This is a genomic window from Gordonibacter sp. RACS_AR68, assembly GCF_030418485.1.
In the GTDB taxonomy this organism is placed as follows: domain Bacteria; phylum Actinomycetota; class Coriobacteriia; order Coriobacteriales; family Eggerthellaceae; genus Gordonibacter; species Gordonibacter urolithinfaciens.
Genome location: NZ_JAIPUP010000003.1, coordinates 343,189 through 366,856, shown reverse-complemented (window position 1 = coordinate 366,856; position 23,668 = coordinate 343,189). Strand labels below are relative to the sequence as shown.

Genomic DNA, 23,668 nt, shown 5'->3' with positions numbered 1-23,668 from the left:
CGTATCCCGCCGACGAAAGGCGCAGACGTTGAAGATTGCCATCAGTTCCTGCCTGCTGGGAGAGCCCTGCCGCTACGACGGGAGGTCGTGTCCGTCCGAGGCCGCCCGGCTCCTGCAGGGCTTGGATGGCGTCGAGCTCGTGCCCGTGTGCCCGGAGGTCTTGGGCGGTCTGCCGGTGCTGCGGTCGCCGAGCGAGATCGATGCCGCCGAGCGTGTTCTGCGCGTGACGAGCGCGGAGGGCGCGGACGTCACGGCCGCTTTCATGGCCGGCGCGCAGGCGGCGCTCGAGGCCGTGGGGGAGGGCGGCTGCAAGCTGGCCGTGCTGAAGGCGAAGAGCCCGTCGTGCGGATGCGGCCTGGTGTACGACGGCACGTTCTCCGGCGCGCTCGTTCCCGGCTACGGCGCCGCGGCGCGCCTGCTGCGGACGGAGGGCGTGCGCGTGGTCGACGAGGAGCAGCTGGCGGCCGTGCTCGCCTCCTCTGCCGCGCGGCATCCCGATGCCCTTCCAGCCCTGTTCGCCGAGACGTCTGCCGCCTGCCCCGTGCTCGAGACTGAGCGGCTCGTGCTGCGCGCCATCGGGCCGGAGGATGCCGAGGACGTGTTCGCCTACTGCTCCGATCCCGATGTGGGCGCCGACGCCGGCTGGCCCGTGCACCGCACGCTCGATGACTCGCGCGCGTTCATCGAGGCCGTGGCCTGCGAGCCGCACGTGTTCGGCGTGTTCGAGAAGCTTTCCGCTGCCGACGGGGCTGACGGTTCCGACGGCGCCGTATCGGAACCGTGCACGGGTCCCTGCATCGGCTCGGTCGGGCTCATCCCTGACCCGCAGCGGCGCAACGTCGATGCCCTCATGTTGGGGTACTCCCTGGCGAAGCCCGCCTGGGGCCGGGGCTACATGACGGAGGCGTCGCGCGAGGTTATCCGCTACGGTTTCGAGGAGCTGGCCCTCGGCCTGATCTCCTGCACGCATTACCTGTTCAACGATCGCTCTCGACGCGTTATCGAGAAGTGCGGCTTCGAACGCGAGGGCATCATCCACGCCGCCGAGCCCGCCCCCGACGGCACCATGCAGGACCTGGAGACGTACTATCTGACGCGCGTGTCATGGGAGGAGGCCTCGCGCGAGAGCGCGCCGCTCTGCGCGAACCCGAAGCTCTGGCAGTCCACTCAAGAGGTTCGCGCAGAATGACACGTCCAGAGGGGTAGCTTGCTGGTTGCGCAAGGTGCTACGCATCTTGAAAAATGAATACTACAAGTGAAAAATGCACTATCCTGCATAAACTGCCAGTCGCGCCCCATAGGGGCGCGTGGGTTGAAACCTGCTCGAATACCTATTGGCCCACATCCCCGTCGTCGCGCCCCATAGGGGCGCGTGGGTTGAAACCTGGAAGCCGGACACCTCGCCACGGCGGAACCCCGTGGTCGCGCCCCATAGGGGCGCGTGGGTTGAAACTCGCAGCAGGGCGGGGGAGTGAGGTGCATGCGCTCGTCGCGCCCCATAGGGGCGCGTGGGTTGAAACCAACGACTACCACGGCCCGTACGTAACCGACACGTCGCGCCCCATAGGGGCGCGTGGGTTGAAACTGCGAGCCGCCCAAGGCCCCGGGGCAGCTGGTCGCCGTCGCGCCCCATAGGGGCGCGTGGGTTGAAACCGCTGAAGGTCGCCTCGGGAAGCGGTTCGTCGTTGTCGCGCCCCACAGGGGCGCGCGGGTTGAATCATTCGAATCGTGCTCGCTAAATGGACGGCTAAACAACCCGAGAGGCATCCTCGTGCGAACTGGGTTGACGCCTCGCTCGCCGGTTCTTGGGCCGCATTGTCCCAGCTTGCCGCACTACCCGGCAGGCTCGCCTGTCTTGCCCGGCTTCCCCGGCTCGTCCGATCCCGCTGTTGCGCGCGTCTCGTTCGCCCCATACTTCTTTATCGTGCTCGCCATCATGTCAGAAGGGCGATACAGGAACGTGAAGCACTTCGGGCAGCTCACGGCGTTGTCGGGCACCGGCTCGCCGCATTCGGGGCAGCGGCCGTCGTCGATGCGCTCGCCGCTTCCGTCGGCCATGCATGCGCCGCACATCACGCAGGGGATGCACATGGGAAGCCTCCTTCCGCTTGCGGTTTCGCTATCTCCCCCGGCATGCCACCGATCTCGCTCGCGGCCTTCTCGACCTCCTGCCGTATGAGCGCGGCCAGGGAGTCATGCACCACGTTCTCGAAGGGGAGGATGTCGCGCGCCGTGCGTCGCGCCGACGTGTAGTTCAAACGCTCCACGAAGCGCGACAGGAACGCGCCGGTGTAAAACTCGGCCAGGAAGTCGACGCCCGCGTTGCCGGTCAGGCGCTCGCGCACGGCCTGCCGGACAAGCGGGGCCTGCTCCTCCACCCTGCGGTCGATCAGGAACAGGATGTCCTCCCTGATGACGGGGAAGAACAGCTGGTGCAGGTAGAAGTCGAGCGTACCCGGGCCGCGCGTGGAGAACATGCGGCGGTAGTACGTCCGCCGACGCTCCAGCGAGTAGGAGAGCGCGGCGAAGAAGGGGGCGTTGTAGATGCGTCCCGAGTCCTCGATCTTGCGCGCGTAGAACGGGAACGCAGCGAGCGTGCTTTCAGGGCTGCCTGTCTCCCACACCAGCAGGTCCTCGGGGAACTTGTCCAGCAGGCCGCACGCCAGGTCATAGCGGAAGAGCCACACGACAAGCTGCTCCTTGTCGCCGAAATGGTAGTAGAACGTCTTGCGGTGCTTGCCTGCCTGCTCGGCGATCATGTTGACGGTTATGCGCTCGGCGGGCATGGTTTCCACGAGGCGCACGAACGCCTCGGCCAGGCGGAGCTTCGCATCAGGGCGCTTCGGGCTCATGGCTACCTCGTTGGGACGTGGCTGCGGTGTTGCCGGGCTGCATTGCGTGGGCGGCTGCGGACTCCATGATAGCGCGGAAGTTCCCGCAGCGGTGCGGCATGCTGCGGGAACTTCCGCTCTTGCGGGGAAGGGCGCCCGGCTAGGCGCCCGGGCTCGGGGTTCCCGGTGCCTTCGGCGGCGCGGGGGATGTCGGCGCCCCGGGTGTAGCGCCGCCAGGGGCGCTCGGCGGCGCTACAGGTTCCGGCTTCCTCATCACCGCCCCGCACTCGGGGCAGGTTCCGTCGGGGTTCGGCTCGGCGACGATGTAGCAGCTGGGGCATACCACCTCGCCCGCCTCCGCCGTGGGTGGTCTGAAGCACACGGCTGGGCCTCCTTTACCATTCGCAGTTCGACATGAGTATGAAGTTGCCGGCGGTCGAGGACCATTCCTCCAGCTTGAAGGGGTCGACGCCGGTCTTCTCCGAGAGCTCCGCACGCGAGTCCGCGTACTTGGCCACGTCGTAGAACTCCTCGATGGTGGCTATGCCCAGCTCCTTGAGCTTTGCCACGGCGTCGGGGTCGATTCCGAAAAGCTTGTCGAGATCGGCAGCCATTGCGATCATCCGCCTTCCTGTTGGTTCGCGCGCCCCCTCGGCAGTGCTGCCGAGGGGGGCGTCTCGTGCGCCGGGTCGCGCGCGTCGCAGCCCGGCGCCTTCCGGTTTCCGCGGCGCTCGTGCGCCGGGCGCCGCGGGGCTTGGCGTGCGGGAAGCGGGCCTACCGGTCCTGCTCCTCGCACTTGTACACCTTTGCGGCCACGCCGGTTTGCTGCCAGGCGCCGATGAGCTGGTCGAGCGAGTCGGGGTCGTCGTCCAAGAGCACGTTCGCGTTCGACTCGAACGCACCGAACAGGCTCGGCAGGGCCTGGTCCTTCTCCGGGAACCACCAGTCGTGCTGCACGCTGATGACGCGCGGGTCCACGATGGACGTCTTGCGGGCGCGCTGCTTGATGCGGCCCATGTGCGTCTCGATCCAGCACCAGTCGCCGTCGCGGATGTCCAGATCGATGGCCGTGTCGGGGTGGATGTCGAAAATCGGGTCGGGATGCAGGTTGCGGTACGGCCCGGGCTGCCGGTGCTCGGAGTGGTAGAACGGCAGGAAGCGAGCGCCCGTGATCATGACGAGCGGGTAGACGCCCTCCCATTCGGGATGCTTCTCCACGCTCGACGCCGGGTACTCGAACGCCGGCAGCGGGTCGAAGGGCAGCCCGGTCTCGCGCGCCAGGTCCTCGATGACCGAGGAGTACAGCTCCACCTTACCCGACGGCGTGAGGAACTTGTAGCCGGGCTCCTTGTACTTCTCGAACTTCTTCTGGCCGGCCATGTACTTCACGTCATGGTAGAACTTCTCGTGCGTGAGCCCCATGGGCGCCAGCTGGAAATCCAGCATGTCCTCGGCCTTCGGGCCCCACCACTTGTCCTCCTGGCCCAGGCGGATGGCCAGGCCGTAGAAGAACTCGTAGTCGTCGCGGAAGTCCACGTCGGCGCCGCCCTCGAAGCGCTCCAGCACGCGCGCCTGCGCGCCGAAGTACATGGGGCGGTGGTTCATGACGGCATAGCAGTTGTCCGGGCGTTCGAGCCATGTGGCGGCTGGAAGCGCGTAGTCGGCAAGCGCCGCGGTGGGCGTCATGAAGTAGTCGTGCACCACCAAGAGGTCTAGGTTCATGAGGGCCTCTACCACGAGCTTCGTGTTCGAGAACGCCATGACCGGGTTGTCGGCCTGCACGATGAGGGCCTTCACCGGATAGGGGTCGCCGTCGCGCATGGCGCGGAACAGCAGCGGCGCGTTGGAGTACGGATAGAACGACGGGTAGGCCTGCGAGATGACGTCCCAGCCCTTGAACGTGAGGCCGGGGAAGCGGTCGTTGCCGATCATCTTGTCGCGCTGCTCCTGCGAGAGCGCGTAGTGCTCGTAGAACGCCGGGGGGAAGCGCGACGGGGGCGCCAGCTGGTCGCCGCCCTTCTTGTCGATGTTGCCCGTGATGGCGCGCAGGATGGCCTTGCCGCGGATGGCGCTGGAGGCGTTGATGCCGCTCGCGTCGCCGCCCTTCTGGCCCCACGGCAGGCAGGCCGGCTTCGTGGTGGCGTACATCCGGGCCGACTCGCGAATCTTGTCGGCGGGTATCCAGGTGATCTCGGCCACCTTCTCGGGCGGGTAGTCCTTGGCGCGCTCGCGCAGCTCGTCGAAGCCCACGCACCACTCGTCCACGAACTCGTGGTCGTAGAGATCCTCCTCGATGATCACGTTGATCCAGCCGAGCGCGAGCGCTGCGTCGGTGCCGGGGCGGATCTGCAGGAACAGGTCGGCCTGCTGGGCCACCTCGCTGAAGCGCGGGTCGATGACCATGAGCTTGGCGCCGCGCTCCTTGCGGTTCGTGTTCACCCAGTCCCACAAAAGCGGCTCCGACGCGATGGTGTTACGGCCCCACAGCACCACGAGGCCGGCGTTCACCCAGTCCGACTTGTCGGAGCAGAACCCGCCGTAGGTGCAGGGCTCGAGCCACATGTCGCTGGAGTAGCAGATGGTGCCGTTGCCGCCCGTGTTCGGGCTGCCGAACAGGTTCGTGAACTTGTAGTGCAGCCAGCTCCACGTGCGCGCCGTGCCCTCGGTGAAGGCAAGCGTCTCGGGGCCGTACTCGTCGCGCAGCTCGGCCAGCTTCTCGGCTATCTCGTCGAACGCCTGGTCCCAGGAGATCTCCTCCCACTGGCCGCCGCCGCGCTCGCCCACGCGCTTGAGCGGCTTCTTCAGGCGGTTCGGGTTGTACACGAACCCCTCCAGGTAGCGCTGCTTGTCCAGGCGCGAGCACGTGTAGCCCTTGTTGTGCGGGCAGTCCGGGTCGCCCTCGATGTTCGTGATCCTGCCGTTCACCTTCGTCACCAGCACGCCGCAGCGCACGTGGCAGAAGAAGCAACCGGCGCGCAGTACCTCAACCTTGTCCTCAGCCATGAGCCCTCTTCCTCTCGTCTCTCCGATTGGCGGCCGTGCCCGGCCGTCGCAGCCCGATCCCGCTCCTTTCCGCAAACGAGGCCCGCCTTCATGTTGACCGCCCGCCTGCCGCCGCCTGCGAGCGCAAACCTTCGGAAACGCCGTGGAAGTGCAACTAGGAAGTGATGTTGAGTGCAGTATGGCCGGCGCGGCGCGGTGGCGCCATGTCCAAAAGGGCGCAGGGGGATAGGATTGGGAATTCCGTGCTGATAGGGTAAGCGGTGGGCAGGAGAGGCTTCCTTTTGGGTGATGCGAACTCGTACGTTCTTGCTTGTTCTATAATGAGCTTGAGTGAATTCGAGGTTGACGATGAGTCTGGGTGCCCTCGATCCGCTAGTGCGCGAACCCTAAGCTATGGGGATTCACACGTGAGGTTCGCGCATGAATCGAGTCATTTCGGGTCGATGGTTGCTAGGAGGGTTCTGAGGCAGCTTGAAAATTGCATATTTCATTCAATTTTATTCAGAATTATGCATGAATTGACAGTCGCGCCCCTCGCGGGGCGCGTGGGTTGAAACGGTCAGGGCGCGAGCGTCATCCGCCGCAGCGGCCTGTCGCGCCCCTCGCGGGGCGCGTGGGTTGAAACACCGCGCCCGCGACAGGCGAGAGCTTGGAAGACACCGTCGCGCCCCTCGCGGGGCGCGTGGGTTGAAACTCGAGCACGCCCAAACGAGCGATTGAAGCCATAGTCGCGCCCCTCGCGGGGCGCGTGGGTTGAAACAAGGTCTCAAAAAGGCTCACACGAGCTCTTCTAACGTCGCGCCCCTCGCGGGGCGCGTGGGTTGAAACTGCCCTTAGTCCAGCAGCTCGGGTCGCTCATGCAGGGGTCGCGCCCCATAGGGGCGCGTGGGTTGAAATGCCGCCGCGCTAGCTTCCGATAAAACGAGTGATAGGCCTCGGCCTCTGCGAAGCTACCTGATTTGTCACTGCTGCAGTTGCGAAAGGGGTGTGAATTGGGTGCGCACCGTCGCCGTATCGTGCTCTTAGCACCGGTTTCGACAGACATTTGCGCCCCCATGCTACAATGCGCTCATGATGCGCGAGAGCGACATATACGAGCTGCGGCTGTTCGATCGGATCCTGATCGTCTTTCGCATGTCGCGCGGCGAGTACGGCGATCTTTCAGTTGAGGTTGTCTCGGCAGACTCGTCGGCAAGCCGCCTTCTCCCGCTGTCGTTCGATGGAGAGACTACCGACGAGCGTCTCTTCGAATGGATTCGCCGACGGCGCATCCCGAAGAATCGCGCCTATGTTGACGAGATACTCAAGTCGTGCGGCATCGAGTCCGACGATGCGAAATCGATCATCGATGTGAGTAAGGGCCTTTCGCTCAACGATTCCTATTGGGTTGTTCCTCGAGGCTTCGAGGGTTCTTTTGCTGAATGGAACCTCTATGAGAATGAGATGAGCGCCGCTTTGCAGCTTGTCGCGTACACTGGCGTCGCTTCAGACGCGCTTGCCGACGGCGGCATCCCAAGCGAGCTCACCAACAGCGGCATGTTCCCCAAGGCATGGCGGGCGGAAGGATCTAAGCGCATCCTGTACAAGGCTGGTCATCTGTTCGAAGGCGCCAACGTTGGCAAGGAGCCCTACTCGGAATACCTTTCCTTCCAGATCGCGCACCGCATGGGGATCGACGCGGTTCCGTATGACCTGGCCCTATGGAAGGGGAAGCTCTGCTCCACCTGCGAGCTGTTCTGCTCGAAGGACGTCGCGTTCGTACCTTTCGGCTTTGCGGTACCCACCGAGCGTTTCAAGAACATGAACTTGCGCGAGGCTCTCGCGTATTTTGCAAGCCTCGGCGAAGAGGCGCTCGAAAGGTTCAAATCGATGCTCGTGTTTGACGCGCTCATAGGCAACGAGGATCGCCATATGGGGAACTACGGCGTGCTGCGCGATAGCGCCACAGGCGCCGTAAAGGGGATGGCTCCGCTGTTCGACCATAACGTGGGGCTGTTCGCGGGAGCGATGCCCGACGAGCTGAACGTGGATGCCATGATGCGGAAGGCGTCGATCGGCCGCGGCGCGTTCGCCCCCTCGCTCGACGAGCAGGCGGCTCTCGTGATCGGTCCGGTGCAGAAAGCGCAATTGGAGCGGCTTGCCGGATTCGTTTTTGAGCGTCATCCAGTCATGGACGAGTTCGACGAAAGCGATACCCGCAACTATTTCAGCGACGAGCGGTTGAAGTGTCTGAACGGCTACGTGGCACGCCGGGCAGAGGTCCTCCTTGAGCTCCCGACGGTTGATCCCGGGAAGATCAGACAGGATGTTGGATAAACGGAGCCGATCGCTCTTGTTTTTTGAACTAACGTCAAAACTCAAATTATATTTCATCCCATAATTTGACCTGTACCATTATGAGGATAATCAAAATCCGATAAACGTGTACAATGAAATAATCTATTATGATTTAGATTATTGATCGGAAGCCTCATGCCAGAATACTACGCTCATACTGGTTCCGACCTCGACGATGTTTCAACGTGGCAGACCCTTTCGGAGCATGCGAACGAGGTGGCGCGGCTGGCCGAGGCGTTTGCGGAGAAGTTCGGCATGGGGGTATGGGGGCGCACGCTCGGATTGCTGCACGATGCGGGCAAGGCGAGTGTCGGCTTCCGGAGGCGCTTGGAAGGCGGCAAGCCGGTCGATCATTCGACGGCGGGAGCGAAGGTCGCTGTCGGTCGGTATGGAGTCTGCGGGCAATTCATGGCATACGCCCTTTGCGGACATCACGGCGGAATGCCCAACGGTAAAATTTGGTCAAATCCCCCCAGTTCAAATAGCAAATTGCTGCGGTCGCCGCTCAAAGATCGCCTTGGCGGCGAGATCGAATCCTACAATGCTTTCTTCGAGCTGGTCGAGGCAGGGCAAATCAACCTTCCCGATGCTGCCCGGCTTGGAGCCCCTATGCACCCCGGTCGAACGTTCGAAAGCACAGCGAGAAAAGCGTTCTCGATGTTCGTGCTCGAGCACTTCCTGTATTCCAGCTTGGTCGATGGCGATTACCTCGATACCGAACGCTTCATGACGCCTGAAGCCTCGGAAGCGCGCGAGGCGCGCGAGCTCGCCAACATGGAAGAGCTGCTCGCGAAGCTCGAGAGCCACATGGCCGAGCTTATGGAAAAGGCGGGCGACACGTCAGTCAACCGTGCGCGGCGCTCGGTGTACGAAGACTGCCTCGCGACCGCCGTGCAGCCTTCCGGGCTCTACACCATGACGGTGCCGACCGGCGGCGGCAAGACGCTCAGCTCGATGGCTTTCGGGTTGCGGCATGCGGTTGAGCAGGGGATGGAGCGTGTCATCGTGGCTATCCCCTATACCAGCATCGTCGAGCAGACAGCCGCCACGCTCAAAGCCATATTCGGCGCCGAGAACGTGCTGGAGCACCACTCCAACTACGACTTCCGCGACCTCGATGACGAGGAGAAGGCCAGGCAGCGTCTCGCCATCCAAAATTGGGACGCGCCCATTGTGGTGACGACGAACGTGCAGCTGTTCGAATCGCTCTTCTCGAACAAGCCGGGCAAGAGCCGCAAGGTGCACAACATGGCGCGAAGCGTCATCATCCTCGACGAGGCGCAGACGCTCCCCGACGAACTGCTGAAGCCTTCGCTCGCCATGCTCGAGGAGCTTGCGGCGGGCTACGGCTCGAGCATGGTGCTGTGCACGGCCACGCAGCCGGCGCTGGAGGGGCTGTGGCCCTTCGGCGCCGAGCCGCGCGAGATCGTGCAGCATCGCGACTTGTTCGACGAGGCGTTCGGCGGGCGGGTTGCCTACGAGTCGCTCGGCACGATCGAGCAGGCGGATCTCGTCGAGCGCATCGCGGCTGGTCGTGAGGTGCTCTGCGTGGTGGGCACGCGCGGCCTCGCCCGTGCCATATACGACAATGTGGTGGCGCGAGCGGTGGAGCGCGGCGACCTATCGGACGTCAAGCGCGCGTTCGACGAGGGGTACTTCCATTTGAGCGCCTTCATGATTCCGGGCCATCGCAGCGCCATGCTCGAGCGCATTCGCGAGCGCCTTGACCGCAAAGAGCGCTGCGTCGTGGTGTCGACGCAGCTCGTGGAGGCGGGCGTGGACGTCGATTTCCCCGAGGTGTACCGCGAGCTCGCAGGGCTCGACTCCGTCGTGCAGGCCGCCGGCCGTTGCAACCGCGAGGGGCGCTTGCCGGGAGCGGGCACGGTGCGCGTGTTCGAGCTGTCCGTCGACGGCGAGCGGCAGAAGACGGAAACGTGGCTCGAGAAGATGAAGGGCATTGCCCGCGACGTGGTCCGTGAAAACGGCGGACGGGTCGACGAGGGGCTGATTCCCGCGTTCTTCCAAACGCGCTATGGTTCCGAATGCCTCGATGCCAAGGGCATCTTCCAGAAAACGGCCACGAAAAACCTGATTTCGGACAGATTCGAAACCATGCCGTTCGAGCAGTGCGCCTTGGACTACCGGATCATCCAAGACGACTCCGTTCCCGTGTTCGTGCCTTGGGGCGCCGAAGGCCGCGCGCTTCTCAAGGAGCTGCTCGCGAGCGAGAACCCGGCGGGCATGGCCATGCGCTTGCAGCGGTTCAGCGTGGGGGTGCCTATCTGGAGCATCGAGGGGTACAAGCAGGCGGACGCCGTCGAAGAGCTTGAGCCGTTCCTCATATTGAAAGAGGACGGTTGCCGGTCCTTCTACCGGGAGGATGTGGGGTTGGTTGCGGCGGGAGAGGAGGTTCTCGAGCTGCTGAGCTGCTGATACGGAGGCTGCGCTTGCGAGCGCGGTTACGACGAGAGGGAAAGGAGGTTCGACATGGGGTATGGCATCAAAGTGCTCGCGCGAGGCCCTCGGGCGTGTTTCACGAGACCTGAGATGAAGGCCGAGCGCGTCAGCTACGACGTCATCACGCCGTCGGCGGCGCGCGGGCTCATCGAGGCCGTGTACTGGAAGCCGGCCATCCGGTGGCACATCGATCGCATCGAGGTGCTCAACGAGATCCGCTTCGACACGTTCAGGCGCAACGAGCTGGGCGGCAAGTTGAGCTACCGCAACGCCAAGGCCGCCATGGAGCGCGGCGAGGAGGTATGGACGGCGGCCAACGACGACCGCCAGCAGCGCGCGACCATGTATTTGAAGGACGTCGCGTACCTGATCGACGCGCATTTCACGCTGACGGAGCAGGCGGGGGAGGACGACACGGTGGAGAAGCACTACAACATCGCCCTGCGCCGCCTGCGCAAGGGGCAGTGCTTCAACCAGCCCTACTTCGGCTGCCGCGAGTTTCCTGCGGACGTATCGATCATGGAGGAGCCTGGCGATAGGCCCAAGTCGTTCTACGCCGGTTCCGGCGGGCAGGATCTGGGGTTCATGCTCTTCGACATCGACTTCGACCACGACATGGAGCCGCAGTTCTTCCGCGCCTCGATGCGCGACGGCGTGATCGACGTCGCCCGCGCGCGCGAGGCGGTGGTCAGATGATCCTGCAAGAGCTCAACAGGTATTACGAGCGCCTTTTGGCCGATCCCGAGCGCGACGTTCCCGCCCGTCATTGGAGCGTGGAGAAGGCGGCGTGGGAGCTCAAGCTCTCCCGCGATGGCAGGCTGCTGGGCGCGTATCAACTCACGGCGGGCACGGGCAAGGAGCTGCGGAGGTTCGTCTCGCTGCGCGTGCCCGAGCATACGACGCGCAGCGGAACCGGCATGCTGCCGTTCTTCCTGTGCGACAATGCAGCCTACCTGCTCGGCTACGACGAGAAGCGCGGTCCCGATAAGCTGGCGAGCGCGCATGCGCTGCACGAGGCCGTGCTGGGCGAGTGCGACGACGAGGGTGCGCAAGCCGTCCTGCGCTTCTTCGAGCGCGAGGATCGCGACGCCGACCTCGATGAGGGTGTGCGCTCGGAGCTGGCCGAAGGCGGCGGCTTCGCGGTGTTCCGGCTGGACGGAGACCGGGGGCGATTGCACGAGCGGCCCGCGGTGGCTGCCGCATGGGCTTCCTATTGCGATGGCCAAGCGGCAGGCGAGGTGGTTGGCCAATGCGCCGTCACGGGCGAAGAGGGCCCGCTCGCTCGCTTGTTTCCTCAGGTGACCGGCGTTCCCGGAGCGCAGTCGGCCGGAGCGTCGCTCGTATCGTTCAACCTGCAGTCGTTCGAGTCGTATGGCAAGTCGCAGGCTTACAACGCGTCGGTTTCGGAGGCGGCGGCTTTCAACGCGGGCTCCGCGCTACGGCAGCTCTGCGCCGATCGCGAGCATCGGGTGCGCATCGGAGAGACGACGGTGGTGTTCTGGGCCGATCGTCCGGCTCCGGCGGAGGACCTGGTCATGCTGGGGATACTCGACCCCGACGAGCTCGACAGGGCCGAGGACCAGAACGCCGTGCAGGAAGTGCGCGCGGCGCTCGAGAGCATGGAGCGCGGTCTTCCCCTGGCCGGCGTCGACACCGAGACGCGCTACTTCGTGCTCGGCCTCGCGCCGAATGCGGCGCGCTTGGCCGTGAGGTTCTTCGAGACGAGCACGCTCGGGCGCATGGCCGAGAACTTCGGAGCGTACCTTCGCGACGTGAGCATGGCCGACGTGCGCGCCCGCTCGCTTCGCACGCTGCTGCTGCAGACCGCGCCCATGGGGTCGGCCGACCAGCTGCCTTCGACGCTGGTGAACGGCTGCATAGAGGCCATGCTCACTGGCCGTGCGTTTCCACAGGCCCTCTACTACGCGGTGCTTTCACGGATGCGCTCCGACCATGCGCGGCGCAACTCGTGGGACATGGGCCAACGCGCGGCGCTGCTCAAGGCGTGCCTTGTGCGCAGAGCGCGGCTCGGCGCTGAAAACTCGAATGGAGAGGACGGCGCCGCACGCGCCGATGAGGAAAGGAGTCTGGACGTGGATCTGGACAAGAAAAGGGCGAACCGCGGCTACGTGCTGGGAAGGCTGTTCGCCGTCATGGAGCACGCGCAGCGAAGCGCGCTCGGCGAGGTGAACGCGACCATCCGCGACCGCTACATCGGGGCCGCCTCCACGACGCCGGCACGCGTGTTCCCGCACCTGCTGCACAACACGCAGAACCATCTGTCTAAGCTTCGCAAGTTCAACCCGGGGCTTTGCGTGAAGTTCGAGAAGGCGAACGACGAGATCATGGCGATGCTCGACGGACCGGCCCTGTTCCCCAAGACGCTCGACGCGGAAGACCAGGGCGAGTTCTTCGTGGGGTACCACCAGCAGCGCGTCGACCTGTGGAAGAAGCACGACGACGAGGCCGATGCGGCAGCGGATGCCGAAGACGCTGACGACGAGACCGAAACCAACTAGGAGGACATCATGGCAGAGCCCATCAAGAACCGCTACGACTTCGTCTTCTTCTTCGATGTGAAGAACGGCAATCCCAACGGCGATCCGGATGCCGGCAACATGCCCCGCATCGACCCCGACACGAGCCGCGGCATCGTGTCCGACGTGTGCCTGAAGCGCAAGATCCGCAACTACGTCGACCTGGTGAAGGGCGAGGAGATCGATGACCCCGACGTGGCCGAGGGCGAGCTCGGGTACAAGATCTACGTGCAGGAGGCGGCCGTGCTCAACGACCGCAACCGCAAGGCGTACGTGCACTACGATATGAAGCCCGCGTCGAAGAAGCTGCCGAAGGCCAAGGAGGACCAGCTCAAAGTCACGAAGTTCATGTGCGACAACTTCTTCGACATCCGCGCGTTCGGCGCGGTCATGACCACCGACGTGAACTGCGGGCAGGTGCGCGGCCCCATCCAGTTGTGCTTCGCCGAGTCCGTCGACCCGGTGCTGCCGCTCGAGATGAGCATCACGCGCATGGCGGTGACCAACGAGAAGGACGCCGAGAAGGAGAAGACCATGGGCCGCAAGCAGTACGTGCCCTACGGGCTGTACCGGGCCGAGGGGTTCATCTCCGCGGCGCTGGCCGAGAAGACGGGTTTCTCCCAGGACGACCTCGACCTGTTCTTCGAGGCGCTCATGAACATGTTCGAGAACGACCGCAGCGCCGCGCGCGGGCTGATGGCCTCGCGCAAGCTGTTCGCGTTCAAGCATGAGAGCAAGCTGGGGAACGCGCCGGCCCATAAGCTGTTCGATACGGTGTCGGTGAAGCGGCTTATCGAGGACGGCGCCGAGGCCCGTGCGTTCTCGGACTACGAGATCGTCGTCGACCGCGCGGCGATTCCCGAGGGGGTCGAGCTGCTGGAGCTTCCGGTCGAGTAGGCCATGTACGCCGATGACGAGCTTTTGCCGCTTTCGGGGCTGCAGCACATCGCGTACTGCGAGCGGCAATGGGCGCTCATCCATCTCGAGCAGATATGGGACGAGAGTTACGACACGGTGCGGGGCTCGCTGTTCCACGAACGGGTGCACTTGGAGGGATACTCCGCCGCGAAGGGCGTCAGATCCGAACGAGGGTATCGGCTCGTGAGCCGCAGCCTCGGTATAGCGGGCATCGCCGATGTCGTTGAGTTCGCTGCCGACGGCGATGCTGCCAAGGCTGTGGTGCGCCCCGTGGAGTACAAGGTGGGGAAGCCGAAGATAGAGGAATGGGATCGCATCCAGGTGTGCGCGCAGGCGCTGTGCCTGGAGGAGATGCTCGGATGCGCCGTAGGGCAGGGCGACCTGTTCTACGGCGCCACCCGTCGTCGGGAGCGCGTCGTGCTCGACGATGCCTTGCGCGAGCGTGTCGCGGGGTTGGCGCTTCGCATGCATGAACTGTTCGAGCGCGGCGAGACACCTCGGGCCGTGCGCGGCTCGAAGTGCAGACGGTGCTCGTTGGCCGACTCCTGTCTCCCCGAGGCGTTCGACCACGATGCCGTGGCGTATTGGAAGGAGGCGGGATTTGAAAAAGCTTCTCAACACGCTCTATGTGACGAACTCTGAGGCGTACGTGTGCAAGGGCGACGACGCTCTCGTGGTGCGGGTGGACGGCGAGAAGGCGCTGCAGGTGCCGTTCCACTTGCTCGAGGGCATCGTGATGTTCGGGTACCTCGGCTGTTCCCCTGCCGTCTTGGGGGCGTGCGCCGAACGGGGGATAACGCTCTCGTTTTTGGATGAGGCCGGCCGGTTTCTCGCGCGGGTCGAGGGGCCGGTTTCCGGGAACGTGCTGCTCCGACGCGCTCAGTACCGGGTGTCGGACGATCCTGACGCTGCCCTCCATCTCGCGCAGCGATTCGTCGCGGCCAAGGTGCGCAACGCACGGACCGTTCTGCAGCGTTACAGGCGCGATTATCCCGATGAGGCGGACAGCGCCTTGGACGAGGCCATCGAAGGGCTCAAGCTTCGTGAAGCTGGTGCGTTCTCGGCAGTCGACGCCGACGAGCTGAGGGGAATCGAAGGCGACGCGGCGCACCGGTACTTCGGCGTGTTCGACCGCTTGCTCCGGGCGGGGGACGGTTTCGCCTTCTCGGGACGCACGAGGAGGCCGCCGAGGGATCCGGTGAACGCCATGCTTTCGTTCTTCTACTCGCTGTTGGCGCGCGAGGTGGCGAGCGCGTGCGAGACCGTCGGGCTCGACCCCCAGGTCGGGTTCTTCCATCGAGATCGGCCGGGGCGGGCGAGCCTCGCGTTGGATGTCATGGAGGAGTTGCGAGCGTGGTACGTCGATCGTTTCGTGGTGTCCCTTATCAATCGTCGGCAGGTGGGCGGGGCCGATTTCTCGTCGAGCGAAGCATCGGGCGTCGTTTTGACTGACGCAGCCCGCAAGAATGCGCTTGGGCTATGGCAGCAGCGCAAACAGGAGCAGGTGATGCATCCGTTCTTGAAGGAGAAGGTGCCGGTGGGTCTCGTGCCGTTCTTGCAGGTACAGCTGCTGGCGCGGCACCTGCGCGGAGATTTGGACGATTATCCGGCGTTCATTTGGAGGTAGCGATGTACGTGCTGGTGACATACGATGTGGAAACGGCGAGTCCGCAGGGAACCTGCCGGTTGCGTCGGGTTGCGAAGATCTGCGTGAAGTACGGCCAGCGCGTGCAGAACTCGGTGTTCGAGTGCTCGCTCGATCCGGCGCAGTTCGAGACAATGAAGAGCGAGCTGATGAAGGCGGCCGACCTGACGCGTGACAGCCTACGGTTCTACAATCTCGGGAAGAACTGGAAGCGGAAAGTCGAGCATGTGGGGGCGAAGGAGGCTTACGACCCGGAAGGGTTCCTGTGCGTGTGAGAGGAAATGCGCACCTTGACAATGTAGAAGCTCTATTGCGTGCTGCGCGAACCCCAAGCGATGGCGCGCCATTCGGGAGGTTCGCGCAGGTTTTAGGCTTCACAAGCCCGCTGATAGCTGTTCATGGGGCAGACTGATTGTCTAATATGAATATAATAATCAGAATATGCGTATATATGCATATTCTGACAGTCGAGCCCTCGCGGGCTCGCGGGTTGAAACGAGTGCTTTGCGCAAGGCGAAGAGCGAGATGAGCGTCGAGCCCTCGCGGGCTCGCGGGTTGAAACCGCCCCTGCGACGATGCCGAACTCTTGCAGCCTCGGTCGAGCCCTCGCGGGCTCGCGGGTTGAAACCGTCTGGCCGGCTCGAAAAAGACCTGGGCGCTGCCCGTCGAGCCCTCGCGGGCTCGCGGGTTGAAACGGCCTCTCCGACGTGGCCATCGCTCCGCTCACCGGGTCGAGCCCTCGCGGGCTCGCGGGTTGAAACGCTACGAAGCAGCAAGCGAGGGCCTTAAAGACCTGTCGAGCCCTCGCGGGCTCGCGGGTTGAAACAAGGATCGGCCCAGAAAATAGCGGAGTGCATCAGTCGAGCCCTCGCGGGCTCGCGGGTTGAAACCAGGGTGATGAGCTGCGTGACGCCCTGGTTCAGGCTCGTCGAGCCCTCGCGGGCTCGCGGGTTGAAACTGGAAACAATCTAATCAAGGTTGGGAGGAGAAAATGGTCGAGCCCTCGCGGGCTCGCGGGTTGAAACGTCGATTCGGACGGTGAGGCCGTTGAGGGCACCATGGTCGAGTCCTCAGGGCGCATGGATTGAAACGAGACATCTTATATTTGCGTGGAGCTGGACGAGAAGTCGCGCCCCTTATTGGCTCGCGCGTTAAAACGAGCACTCCCGCAGCGATTTCTTGCAGAGCTGGTTGATCATGGCGGGCTCCTAAGTGAAAACGGCGCCGCATGCGTCGATGGACTGGACGGGTTATTTCCCTCCTAAAACGATGCGGCTGTCGAGGCGCGCCCGCCCGACTCCGCGCACATGCTATGCCGCACCCCTCGACGGGCGGTAGCGGTGAGCGGCGAGCCGGCTGGTGCGGTCCCGGCTACCTGCAAGGAGGCTCGACGAAGGTTGGAGCTTGCGGCGATCTCCAAGCAGTTGGTCTATAATTCTCGTTCGTAGAAAAACGGGAGAAGGGGATCCATGGCGTCGGAGAAGCAGCAGGCAGGGCGCGCCTTAAGGCGGTTGGCGCGGAAGAACCCGCTTGCCGCCCTCGCCATTGCGGCCGTGCTCGTGATCGGTGCCGCGCTTGGATGGTTCGGCGCTGCGGGCGGCGGGGTCGCGGAGGATGCCGCGCCGGGCCGAGACGGCCAAGCAACTATCGCCCCCGTAGGGGACGGCCTCCAGCAAGCCCAGGTCGTGCGCGTGGTCGACGGCGACACGCTCAAGGTGAGCGTGCCTGGCGAAGCGGACGCCACGGTGCGTCTCATCGGGATGGATACCCCAGAGAGCGTGGCGGCCGACGAGGCGCGCAACTGCGAGGAGGGGCGCATCGCCTCGGACTACGCGAAGTCGCTCGTGGCGCCGGGGCAGACGGTGTGGCTCTCGCGCGACGTCTCGGACGCCGACCGCTACGGGCGCCTTCTGCGCTACGTGTGGATCGAGCGGCCGGATGACCCAGCGGACGAAGGTGAGATCGCAGGCAAGATGCTGAACGCCATCCTTGTGCGTGACGGATACGCGCAGGTCAAGCGCTACAAGCCCGATACCACGCTGCACGACCTCTTCCAGCGCTGGGGCGACGAGGCCGCCGCCGACGGCAGGGGCGTGACCTACAAGTGGGCGTAGAGGGTGGGTCGAGCCCCGAGCCGGACGCGGCGCCGCAGGAGCGGCCGGCCTTCTACGTGTACGTGCTGGCCTGCGCCGACGGCACGCTCTACACGGGCTACACGAACGACGTGGAGCAGCGCGCCCGCACGCACAACGCCGGCAAGGGGGCAAAGTACACGCGCAGCCGCACGCCCGTGGAAGTGGTGGCGCAGGCGCGCTTCGCCACGAAGCACGAGGCCATGAGCGCCGAGTTCCGCTTCAAGCACCTGTCGCGCCGCGCGAAGGACCGCCTGCTTGCCCGCGCCCGCACGGAGGGCTTCGCCGTCGTCCTCGCCGAGCTGCAGGAGGCTGCGAGCGCCGATGCGGGCGCTGCCGTCGATGACGGCGGGCACCCGGGCGGTAAAGCGTAGGGAGACGGCTGGCGCGTTCGGCGCCCGATGCTGCTAGAATGGCAGGCGAAACGCATCCAACATCTCCCCTGCAGCGCCGCACGCTGCAGGGGAGCCCGCCGTCGAAAGGACCTTCCCGTGCTCGTGACCCCGCTTCCCACTGCCGACAAGAACGACTACCTCTCCGCGCGCATGCGCGCCGCCTTCTCCTTCCTGCGCGAGGCCGATCTGGCGCACCTGCCGTTGGGGCGCGCGGACATCGACGGCGACGAGGTGTTCGCGAACGTGCAGGAGTACGACACGGTGCCCGCCGACCAGAAGCAGATGGAGGCCCACCGGCGCTACTACGACGTGCAGTACGTGGTGGAAGGCGAGGAGGTGCTGCAGTATGCGCCGCTCGCAGGCCTCGTGCCCAACGGGGAGTTCGACGAGGAGGCCGACTTCGGGCTGTTCGCCACGCCCGAGGCGCTGAGCTCCATCGTGCTGCGGGCGGGGGAGATGGCCGTGCTCGCGCCCGAGGACGCCCACAAGCCGGGATGCGCGGCCGACGAGCCGGGGCGCGTGCGCAAGATCGTGGTGAAGGTGCGGGCTTGACGGCCGGCGAGGACGCGCTCGTCGGGCAGCTCGCGCGCCTGCTGGAAGCGGAGCGCGACCGCTTGGGCACGCGCCGCATGCTGGAGCTGCTGTCGCTGCTGCTGGGGGAGCGCGCCCTGGTGGGCGACGCCTCGCGCTACGTCTACGAGTACGGCCGCCGCGCGGGCTACAGCCTGCCGGCGTACCCGCTGGACGGCAGCGGGGAGTTCCGTGAGTTCTTCGCCGAGGAGGGCGTGCGCAACGTGCCCGAGTGGTACGAGCGCAAGCTCGGCGTGCCCCCGCAGCTCTACGCCCAGCTGCCCGCGCGCACCGTCGTGGCGGTGCGCGATGCGGTGAACCGTCGTCGCGCGTTCGTGCTCGACGGCGTGCGGCACGCCCAGGACGCCGGGTTCGCGGGCCTGGCGGAGAGCGGCCTTTCGCGCACGCTGCCGCCGGAGGGGCTGGCCGAGCTGCTGGACGCCGTTATGGCGTTCCTGCTGGGAGACCCCGTGCGCGAGGGCGCCCGTCCGGGTGCCGTGCGGTTCGTGTCGCGGGTATTCTGAGCGATGCGGGCAGGCGCCCATCCGGGGCGCGGGCCGAGAGGGGTCGCGCGATGGGGCAGCGGAGGCCGAAGAAAGCCGTTTCGCCCTGCAGCCTTCCCGCGACCTTGAGCCTACGCCCGCGCGAGCGCCCGCGTGCGCGGCATTACCGTCGCCGGCGCGCGCAGCGCGTCCCGGCGCCCGGCACTGGGCGGCACGTCGTCCCCGGCGTCCTTTTCGGCGCATGCGGCCGCCAGCTGCTCCAGCAGCGCGCGCATCTCGCCCGTGTTCTTCAGCGCGTAGCGCGCCCGCGTGGGGCCGTCGCCTATCTTCACGGTCCAGGCGCTCTCGGGCGCGGCCTCGAACACGTCCTCGTCGGTGCGGTCGTCGCCGGCCGCCATCACGAAGCCGTAGGCGGGGTCGCGGAACCACCGGTGGGCCGCATGGCCCTTGTCCACGCCGCGCGGCTTCACCTCCACCACCTTGTTGCCGTCCATGAGCGCGATGCCGCGGTCGGCCAGCCCGTCGCCCAGGGCGTTCTTTATCTCGATGACGCGCCGCTCGGCCAGCTCCTGGCTGCACATGCGGTAATGCCAGACGAGCGAGAAGTCCTTCTCCTCCAGCATCGAGCCCGGCGTGCGGTCCACGAAGTCGGCCAGCACGGGGCGCACGGCGTCCTTCCAGTCGTCGCTCAACGGCTCCTCGAGCACCCACGTGCGCTCGTCGCGTCCGCGGAACCAGATGCCGTGCTCAGCCACCAGGTCCACCGGCAAATCTCCCAGCCACGATTCCAATGTGGCGCGGTCGCGGCCCGACACCACGGCCACGTCGGTGCGCGCGCCTGCGCCCAGCTGCTGCAGCAGCGCGCGCAGCCGCGCATCGGGGGCCACGCGGGCCGGGTCGTCGGAGAACGGCATGAGCGTGCCGTCGTAATCGAGCAGAAGCGCCCGCCGCCGCGCCCCGCGGAACGCCTCCAGCAGCCGACCTGCCGACGTGGGCCCCAGCAGATGCGCGCTCAGCCCCGCCTGGCGGCGCTTCACATCGGCCGCCGCGTCCAGGAACTCCCGCGCCCACTTCTCGGACGTGTAGCGGGCCAGGCGCTCCTGCATGGGGGCGTTGCGCCGCCGCTGCTCGGCCTCCGGCATCTCCAGCGCCCGCCGCATGGCGTCCACGACGCCCTCCTGGTCGAACGGGTTCACCGTCAGGGCCTCGTGCAGCTCATAAGATGCGCCGGCCATCTCGGAGAGCACGAGCGTCCCGCCGGCCCCGTCGTGGCAGGCAAGGTATTCCTTGCACACGAGGTTCATGCCGTCGCGCAAAGGCGTGACCAGCATGACGTCGCTCGCGGCGTACAGGCTGACCAGCCGCTCGAAGGGCAGCGAGCGGTAGTAGTAGTCCACGGGCGTCCAGTCCATGGTGGAGTGCTTGCCGTTGATGAGCCCCACCAGCTCGTCCACCTGCTTCTTCAGGGCGGCGTACGACGCCACGTTCTCGCGCGACGGCACCGTTACCAGCACCAGCACCACGCGGCCGCGCCACTCCGGGAAGCGGTCCAGGAACGCGTCGAAGGCCAGCAGGCGCTCGGGGATGCCCTTGGAATAGTCCAGCCGCTCCACCGACAGCATGAGCTTGCAGCCCTCGTGCCCCTTCTCCTCTCCCAGTTCCGTCACCAGGCGGCGCACCGCGGGGAGGCGCGCGGCGTCGCGGTAGCGACCGTAGTCGATGCCCAGCGGGAACGCGTCCACCTGTGCGAGACGGCCGTCGGCGAACAGCGTGCCGCTCTCGTTCTCCACGCCCACGATGCGCCGGCAGCTGGAAAGGAAGTGGCGCACGTAGTCGTAGGCGTGGAAGCCCACGAGGTCGGCGCCCAGCACGCCGCGCATGAGCTCGCGGCGCCACGGCAGCATGCGGAACGTCTCGTAGTCGGGGAAGGGGATGTGCAGGAAGAAGCCGATGGAGGCGTCCGGCAGCGCCTCGCGCAGAAGCGACGGCAGCAGCATGAGGTGGTAGTCGTGCACCCATACGGTGTCGCCAGGGCGCGCCAGCGCGAGCACCGCGTCGCGGAACCGCTCGTTCACGCGCACGTAGGCCTCCCATGCCTCCTCGTCGAAGCGGGTATGCTGGGGGAACCCGTGGAAGAGCGGCCATAGCGTGGAGTTCGAGAAGCCCTCGTAGTACAGCTCCGCGTCGCGCCCGTCCAGGCGCACCGGGGCGCAGGAGCGCTCGGCCAGCGCCCGCTCGAACCGCGCCCGCCCCGCATCGTCGAGCCCGGCGGGCTCGTCGGCCCAGCCCAGCCACACGTTGCCCGGCTGGGCGTGCAGCGGCTCCAGCCCGGCCACGAGGCCGCCCACGGTGCGCGTGAAGGCAAAGCCCTCGCGTTCGTCGGGCTCGATGCGATAGGGCAGGCGGTTCGATACGATGATGAGGCGGTTGTGCGGGTTGTCCATGCGGTTCACCTTACCTGTTGCCGGTTTCCGTTCCATTGTACGGGTGAGCCCTGCGGCCCCGCGAAGCGGTTGCGGGGCCGTTGCGGGGCCGTGGTTCTCTTGTGACCGCCGCCGCGCAGCCCCTTGCGCTGTCGGACGGCAGGCCATTCGGCGGCGCGTCGTGGTATCATCTTCGCTGCCGTTTGGAAAACCGCTCGACCGTGAAGGAAGGACATGCAGACCTATATCGCCCACTACCGCTCGCCCGCCGCCTCCGATGCGCGTGCCACGGGGCTCTTCGAGTTCCAAAGCGACGCCCGCGCCGGCACCAAGGCGAACTCCCGCGATGCGCGCCTGCGCATGCTGGAGCTGTATGGGAAGGCCGCCGTGTCGTGGACCATCGACCGCGTCGAGCGCAAGAAGGCTTCCGAGGCCAGCCAGGACGGCCAGCTGGAGCTGGACTTCCGCCCGCCGAAGAAGCAGCGCGTGCGCGCGAAGAAGAAGGAGTACTGGTAGGCTCCCGCCGTGCCCCGCCCGGGCGCATTCGTGATGGGCTGGTGACGGCCTTGCGTCATCGTGCGAAAGACGCCCGCGCCTCGTGCGCGAGGCGCTATAATGAGGCCCGACATCAGTGGAAGCGCGCCGCATCGGCGCAGGCGGCAGGCTCACGGCTTGCTGCGCTGCCGGCCCGGCGCGCGCGAACCAGCAGGGAGCGCCATGAAGAAGAAACAGGTGAGGTTCCTCAAGGAACTGCTCGAGACGCCTTCCGCCACCGGCACGGAGATCGCCGTCGCACGCCTCGTGCGCGAGCGCCTGGCCGACACGGCCGACGAGGTAAGGACCGACGTCATGGGGTCGGTGCACGCCACGCTCAAGGGCGCCGGCGCGGGCCCGTCCCTCATGCTGTCCGCCCACATGGACGAGATCGGCCTCATGGTCACGTACATCTCCGACGAGGGCTACCTGTCGGTGGCCTCGGTGGGCGGCGTGGACGCGGCCGTGCTGCCAGGCATGCGCGTGGACGTGCACGCCTCGGAGTCGGCGGAGCCGCTGCGCGGCGTGGTGGGCCGCAAGCCCATCCACCTCATTGAGCCCGACGAGCGCAAGAAGGTCACGCCGCTGGACAAGCTGGTCATCGACTTGGGGCTTCCGGGGAAGAAGGTGCGCAAGCTCGTGCGCGTGGGCGACGTCATCACGTTCGGCGTGGGCTTCGAGCGCTTCGGCGCGGGCATGGCCGTGTCGCGCGCGTTCGACGACAAGGCGGGCGTCTGGGTGGGCGTGCGCGTGCTGGAGCAGCTGGCGCGCGCCGGCCGTGCGCCCGGCGACTTCACGTTCGCCGCCACCGTGCAGGAGGAGATCGGCACGCGCGGCGCCGAGACGAGCGCGTACTCCGTGCGCCCCGACGTGGGGCTCGCCTTCGACGTGACGCACGCCACCGACTATCCGGGCATCGACCCGACGAAGCACGGCAAGATCGTCTGCGGCCAGGGCCCCGTCATCGCGCGCGGCCCCAACATCAACCCCGAGGTGTTCGAGCGCCTGGTGGCCGCCGCCGAGGCCGAGGGCCTGCCGTACCAGCTGGAGGCCGAGCCGGGCGTGACGGGCACCGACGCGCGCGCCATCCAGATGGCTCGCGGCGGCATCCCCACGGGCCTCGTGTCGGTGCCGCTGCGCTACATGCACACGCCCACCGAGGTGGTGTGCCTGGCCGACCTGGACGCCACGGTTAAGCTGGTCGTGAGGTTCGCGCTCGACCTGGGCGAGGACGCGTGCTTCGTGCCCGGCATGGCCGGCGCGAGCCCGCTTGCGCGCGAGGAGGCCGCTGACGACGCCGAGCTCGCGGCCCAGGCTGTCGCCGGCGCGCCTGCGCACGAGACGGCTGCGCAGCGGCAGTTCGACGAGACGGGCGTGGAGTAG

At 66.1% G+C, this 23,668-nt stretch carries 20 protein-coding genes and 3 CRISPR repeat arrays; of the genes, 15 read left to right on the top strand and 5 right to left on the bottom strand.

Features of this window, described 5'->3' with window-relative positions; genetic code table 11:
- The first annotated feature begins 28 nt into the window (after positions 1 to 28).
- Positions 29 to 1,189 carry a GNAT family N-acetyltransferase gene (locus tag K9U15_RS08825; RefSeq protein ID WP_301155901.1) on the top strand — a complete coding sequence of 387 codons (1,161 nt, stop codon included), beginning with the start codon at positions 29 to 31 and terminating at the stop codon, positions 1,187 to 1,189.
- A gap of 98 nt (positions 1,190 to 1,287) precedes the next feature.
- Positions 1,288 to 1,719: direct repeats of the CRISPR family, unit length 32 nt; unit sequence GTCGCGCCCCATAGGGGCGCGTGGGTTGAAAC.
- A gap of 114 nt (positions 1,720 to 1,833) precedes the next feature.
- Here the strand turns inward: K9U15_RS08825 and K9U15_RS08820 are convergent.
- The 4 genes from K9U15_RS08820 to K9U15_RS08805 all read right to left on the bottom strand — a co-directional run bounded on the left by K9U15_RS08820 (position 1,834) and on the right by K9U15_RS08805 (position 5,834).
- Entirely contained in the window at positions 1,834 to 2,091 is a 258-nt protein-coding gene (locus K9U15_RS08820; protein WP_301155900.1) for a zinc-ribbon domain-containing protein, read from the bottom strand.
- Positions 2,073 to 2,852, bottom strand: coding sequence for a TetR family transcriptional regulator (locus tag K9U15_RS08815; RefSeq protein WP_096226819.1), 780 nt, complete (start codon positions 2,850 to 2,852; stop codon positions 2,073 to 2,075). Before K9U15_RS08815 ends, K9U15_RS08820 begins: the two co-directional genes overlap by 19 nt.
- Before the next feature lie 374 nt (positions 2,853 to 3,226).
- Positions 3,227 to 3,445 (bottom strand): DUF4332 domain-containing protein, encoded by a 219-nt coding sequence (locus K9U15_RS08810; protein WP_123649863.1) that lies wholly within the window; start codon positions 3,443 to 3,445, stop codon positions 3,227 to 3,229.
- Between the two features lie 160 nt (positions 3,446 to 3,605).
- The gene (locus K9U15_RS08805) at positions 3,606 to 5,834 is read right to left on the bottom strand and encodes a molybdopterin-dependent oxidoreductase (RefSeq protein WP_096226817.1); all 2,229 of its coding nucleotides are present in this window, start codon (positions 5,832 to 5,834) and stop codon (positions 3,606 to 3,608) included.
- A gap of 524 nt (positions 5,835 to 6,358) precedes the next feature.
- A CRISPR array of direct repeats spans positions 6,359 to 6,731; the repeat unit is 33 nt; unit sequence GTCGCGCCCCTCGCGGGGCGCGTGGGTTGAAAC.
- 174 nt (positions 6,732 to 6,905) lie between these two features.
- On the opposite strand from K9U15_RS08805, the gene K9U15_RS08800 reads away from it, so the two are divergent.
- From K9U15_RS08800 to K9U15_RS08745, 12 genes are all read left to right on the top strand, one after another.
- A complete protein-coding gene (locus K9U15_RS08800; protein ID WP_123649862.1) occupies positions 6,906 to 8,150 on the top strand; it encodes a HipA domain-containing protein in 1,245 nt (414 codons plus the stop codon).
- Between the two features lie 156 nt (positions 8,151 to 8,306).
- Positions 8,307 to 10,604 carry a CRISPR-associated helicase Cas3' gene (gene cas3, locus K9U15_RS08795; protein WP_123649861.1) on the top strand — a complete coding sequence of 766 codons (2,298 nt, stop codon included), beginning with the start codon at positions 8,307 to 8,309 and terminating at the stop codon, positions 10,602 to 10,604.
- A gap of 54 nt (positions 10,605 to 10,658) precedes the next feature.
- A complete protein-coding gene (gene cas5c / locus K9U15_RS08790; protein WP_096226814.1) occupies positions 10,659 to 11,324 on the top strand; it encodes a type I-C CRISPR-associated protein Cas5c in 666 nt (221 codons plus the stop codon).
- Positions 11,321 to 13,147 carry a type I-C CRISPR-associated protein Cas8c/Csd1 gene (gene cas8c / locus K9U15_RS08785; protein ID WP_096226813.1) on the top strand — a complete coding sequence of 609 codons (1,827 nt, stop codon included), beginning with the start codon at positions 11,321 to 11,323 and terminating at the stop codon, positions 13,145 to 13,147. The genes cas5c and cas8c overlap by 4 nt, the downstream gene beginning before the upstream one ends.
- Before the next feature lie 9 nt (positions 13,148 to 13,156).
- Positions 13,157 to 14,062: a type I-C CRISPR-associated protein Cas7/Csd2 gene (gene cas7c, locus K9U15_RS08780; RefSeq protein ID WP_096226812.1), complete on the top strand. Its 906-nt coding sequence runs from the start codon at positions 13,157 to 13,159 to the stop codon at positions 14,060 to 14,062.
- A 3-nt stretch (positions 14,063 to 14,065) separates the two neighbouring features.
- The gene (gene cas4, locus K9U15_RS08775; protein WP_096226811.1) at positions 14,066 to 14,725 is read left to right on the top strand and encodes a CRISPR-associated protein Cas4; all 660 of its coding nucleotides are present in this window, start codon (positions 14,066 to 14,068) and stop codon (positions 14,723 to 14,725) included.
- Between the two features lie 7 nt (positions 14,726 to 14,732).
- Positions 14,733 to 15,710 carry a type I-C CRISPR-associated endonuclease Cas1c gene (cas1c, locus tag K9U15_RS08770; RefSeq protein ID WP_301155899.1) on the top strand — a complete coding sequence of 326 codons (978 nt, stop codon included), beginning with the start codon at positions 14,733 to 14,735 and terminating at the stop codon, positions 15,708 to 15,710.
- A 2-nt stretch (positions 15,711 to 15,712) separates the two neighbouring features.
- The gene (gene cas2, locus K9U15_RS08765; RefSeq protein ID WP_096226809.1) at positions 15,713 to 16,003 is read left to right on the top strand and encodes a CRISPR-associated endonuclease Cas2; all 291 of its coding nucleotides are present in this window, start codon (positions 15,713 to 15,715) and stop codon (positions 16,001 to 16,003) included.
- Between the two features lie 191 nt (positions 16,004 to 16,194).
- Positions 16,195 to 16,820: direct repeats of the CRISPR family, unit length 31 nt; unit sequence GTCGAGCCCTCGCGGGCTCGCGGGTTGAAAC.
- A gap of 377 nt (positions 16,821 to 17,197) precedes the next feature.
- Positions 17,198 to 17,842, top strand: coding sequence for a thermonuclease family protein (locus tag K9U15_RS08760; RefSeq protein WP_096226808.1), 645 nt, complete (start codon positions 17,198 to 17,200; stop codon positions 17,840 to 17,842).
- Complete coding sequence (locus K9U15_RS08755) at positions 17,833 to 18,234, top strand: GIY-YIG nuclease family protein (RefSeq protein WP_096226807.1); 402 nt, start codon at positions 17,833 to 17,835, stop codon at positions 18,232 to 18,234. The genes K9U15_RS08760 and K9U15_RS08755 overlap by 10 nt, the downstream gene beginning before the upstream one ends.
- A gap of 117 nt (positions 18,235 to 18,351) precedes the next feature.
- Positions 18,352 to 18,807, top strand: coding sequence for a YhcH/YjgK/YiaL family protein (locus tag K9U15_RS08750; protein ID WP_096226806.1), 456 nt, complete (start codon positions 18,352 to 18,354; stop codon positions 18,805 to 18,807).
- Positions 18,804 to 19,349 carry a hypothetical protein gene (locus K9U15_RS08745; RefSeq protein WP_096226805.1) on the top strand — a complete coding sequence of 182 codons (546 nt, stop codon included), beginning with the start codon at positions 18,804 to 18,806 and terminating at the stop codon, positions 19,347 to 19,349. Before K9U15_RS08750 ends, K9U15_RS08745 begins: the two co-directional genes overlap by 4 nt.
- Positions 19,350 to 19,459: 110 nt before the next feature.
- Here the strand turns inward: K9U15_RS08745 and K9U15_RS08740 are convergent, their stop codons facing one another.
- Positions 19,460 to 21,772, bottom strand: coding sequence for a bifunctional alpha,alpha-trehalose-phosphate synthase (UDP-forming)/trehalose-phosphatase (locus tag K9U15_RS08740; RefSeq protein WP_227115298.1), 2,313 nt, complete (start codon positions 21,770 to 21,772; stop codon positions 19,460 to 19,462).
- Between the two features lie 213 nt (positions 21,773 to 21,985).
- Between K9U15_RS08740 and K9U15_RS08735 the strand changes: the two genes are divergently transcribed.
- Entirely contained in the window at positions 21,986 to 22,267 is a 282-nt protein-coding gene (locus K9U15_RS08735) for a hypothetical protein (RefSeq protein WP_087190846.1), read from the top strand.
- A 201-nt stretch (positions 22,268 to 22,468) separates the two neighbouring features.
- On the top strand, positions 22,469 to 23,668 hold the full coding sequence (locus K9U15_RS08730) for a M42 family metallopeptidase (protein ID WP_096226803.1): 1,200 nt from the start codon (positions 22,469 to 22,471) through the stop codon (positions 23,666 to 23,668).

Coding starts and splice junctions, on each gene's coding strand:
- K9U15_RS08805 (WP_096226817.1), bottom strand. CDS start 5,834: ATGGCTGAGGACAAGGTTGAGGTACTGCGCGCCGGTTGCTTCTTCTGC.
- K9U15_RS08730 (WP_096226803.1), top strand. CDS start 22,469: ATGAAGAAGAAACAGGTGAGGTTCCTCAAGGAACTGCTCGAGACGCCT.
- K9U15_RS08820 (WP_301155900.1), bottom strand. CDS start 2,091: ATGTGCATCCCCTGCGTGATGTGCGGCGCATGCATGGCCGACGGAAGC.
- K9U15_RS08810 (WP_123649863.1), bottom strand. CDS start 3,445: ATGGCTGCCGATCTCGACAAGCTTTTCGGAATCGACCCCGACGCCGTG.
- cas3 (WP_123649861.1), top strand. CDS start 8,307: ATGCCAGAATACTACGCTCATACTGGTTCCGACCTCGACGATGTTTCA.
- K9U15_RS08740 (WP_227115298.1), bottom strand. CDS start 21,772: ATGGACAACCCGCACAACCGCCTCATCATCGTATCGAACCGCCTGCCC.
- cas7c (WP_096226812.1), top strand. CDS start 13,157: ATGGCAGAGCCCATCAAGAACCGCTACGACTTCGTCTTCTTCTTCGAT.
- K9U15_RS08735 (WP_087190846.1), top strand. CDS start 21,986: ATGCAGACCTATATCGCCCACTACCGCTCGCCCGCCGCCTCCGATGCG.
- cas4 (WP_096226811.1), top strand. CDS start 14,066: ATGTACGCCGATGACGAGCTTTTGCCGCTTTCGGGGCTGCAGCACATC.
- cas2 (WP_096226809.1), top strand. CDS start 15,713: ATGTACGTGCTGGTGACATACGATGTGGAAACGGCGAGTCCGCAGGGA.
- cas8c (WP_096226813.1), top strand. CDS start 11,321: ATGATCCTGCAAGAGCTCAACAGGTATTACGAGCGCCTTTTGGCCGAT.
- K9U15_RS08760 (WP_096226808.1), top strand. CDS start 17,198: ATGGCGTCGGAGAAGCAGCAGGCAGGGCGCGCCTTAAGGCGGTTGGCG.
- cas5c (WP_096226814.1), top strand. CDS start 10,659: ATGGGGTATGGCATCAAAGTGCTCGCGCGAGGCCCTCGGGCGTGTTTC.
- K9U15_RS08815 (WP_096226819.1), bottom strand. CDS start 2,852: ATGAGCCCGAAGCGCCCTGATGCGAAGCTCCGCCTGGCCGAGGCGTTC.
- K9U15_RS08800 (WP_123649862.1), top strand. CDS start 6,906: ATGATGCGCGAGAGCGACATATACGAGCTGCGGCTGTTCGATCGGATC.